This window comes from Alistipes sp. HGB5, from assembly GCF_000183485.2.
Classification (GTDB): Bacteria; Bacteroidota; Bacteroidia; order Bacteroidales; family Rikenellaceae; genus Alistipes; species Alistipes finegoldii.
The window spans coordinates 1-1,397 of sequence record NZ_AENZ01000014.1; the positions used below are offsets into that span (position 1 = coordinate 1).

At 46.8% G+C, this 1,397-nt stretch carries 3 protein-coding genes; all 3 read right to left on the minus strand.

What is annotated here, in order from left to right; genetic code table 11:
• Nucleotides 1-56: 56 nt before the first annotated feature.
• The gene (locus HMPREF9720_RS15320; RefSeq protein ID WP_009596667.1) at nt 57-377 is read right to left on the minus strand and encodes an integrase core domain-containing protein; all 321 of its coding nucleotides are present in this window, start codon (nt 375-377) and stop codon (nt 57-59) included.
• On the minus strand, nt 358-948 hold the full coding sequence (locus tag HMPREF9720_RS15325) for an IS3 family transposase (RefSeq protein ID WP_009596668.1): 591 nt from the start codon (nt 946-948) through the stop codon (nt 358-360). The genes HMPREF9720_RS15320 and HMPREF9720_RS15325 overlap by 20 nt, the downstream gene beginning before the upstream one ends.
• Nucleotides 945-1,397, minus strand: a 453-nt coding sequence (locus HMPREF9720_RS14945) for a hypothetical protein (protein ID WP_229100575.1), incomplete at its 5' end; no start/stop codon positions are given. The genes HMPREF9720_RS15325 and HMPREF9720_RS14945, both read right to left, overlap by 4 nt.

The following is a 1,397-nucleotide window of genomic DNA, read 5'->3' on the forward strand; positions in this document are numbered from 1 at the left end:
TGTCCCGTCCTGAAAAAGGTTTACAGTGATTGATAATTAAAGATAAACATTTTGGTTCAAAAAATATTGTCCTGATATAAGTTTACATATGCCTTCCGAACAACCGTCTTTCGGCCCCAATGATGTTTGAGTTTCCCGGTTCTAAGTTCCGCTTCCAAGGGCGTAAGCCAATCGCAGCTGGCATGAGGTCTGAGTGAATTGTAAAGGATAACGATCTGGTCGATGCGTTCTTTTGCTGCCTGAAAACTTTCAAAACATTCCTCGTCGATCCATTCGCTCTTCAGAATACCGTTCACCCGTTCGGCAACGGCATTCTCATACGGATCGCCCTTTTCAGTCATGCTGATGCGAATCCCATTATCGGTCAGTAATTTCACATATTCTTTTCGAACAATATTGGCATCCTCTGTCCGAATGATGGATTAACCCTTGCCGTTTTTGCTGCGGAGTCTGGTCTATGGCCATCCTCAGTGCACGGAGCGCTCCGTCCCGTTCCAATGTCGTATTCAGATTATAGCCTACGATCCGTTTGGAATAGGCATCCGTTATCAAAGCCAGATATGCAAATCCTTCTTTCAAAGAAATGTACGTAATATCTCCGACCCATAAACGATGCGGCCGCTCGAGGTCGAAACCCCGGATCAGATTCGGATATTTACGCATCCAGTGCCGCGAGCAGGTCGTAACGCTGTATTTCTTCCGACGTTTGACCAGAAGATTGTTTTCCGAAAGCAGCGTAAATAACCGATCCCGGCTGACCGGAAATCCGCCTTGTTGCAGCAAATGCCACAGTTTGCGACCGCCGAGCCTGGGCATCAGTTTCCGGTAGTAACCCACCCGCTCCAAAAGAAGGGTGTCGGACAAGGATCCTTCCCTATTACGCCGTAAATGTTTATAATAGGCCTGACGGGTATAGCCGAACAACCCGCACAGAAACGACAGGCTCATTGCTGTGTGTCTTTCTTTGAGACGCTGGACTGTCCGGCTGCGGATTTTTTTAGCAGGTCGATACCGTATTCTTCTTGGAGGATATCTCCCATGATCTCATAGCCTTCCAGACGTAATAAAGCCTCTTCCAAGCGCCGCCGAAGGGCTTTGTTCTCGGATAATAATTCACTGGCTTCTTCACTCGTAACGCGGGACATGATCGGATAAGGATTAGGGGTACTCACAAAGCTACAACTATTTTTCGCTTTCCACCGCTGACCCATCTTATGAATCGTAGACATGGGAATACCATGTTCTTCGGAGAGTTGGCGAGCCGTCTTGACTCCGCTCAAATACTCCTGTAAAATCAGATGACGCAACTGACGCGGTAAATAATGACGTGATAAGTCTGAATTCGTTTTTTGCTGCATAAGATTTACTCTTTTCTGTAAACCTTTTTCAGGACGGGA

Excerpts from the sequence above, each read along its gene's own strand:
- HMPREF9720_RS15325 (WP_009596668.1), bottom strand. The coding sequence starts at position 948 with ATGAGCCTGTCGTTTCTGTGCGGGTTGTTCGGCTATACCCGTCAGGCC.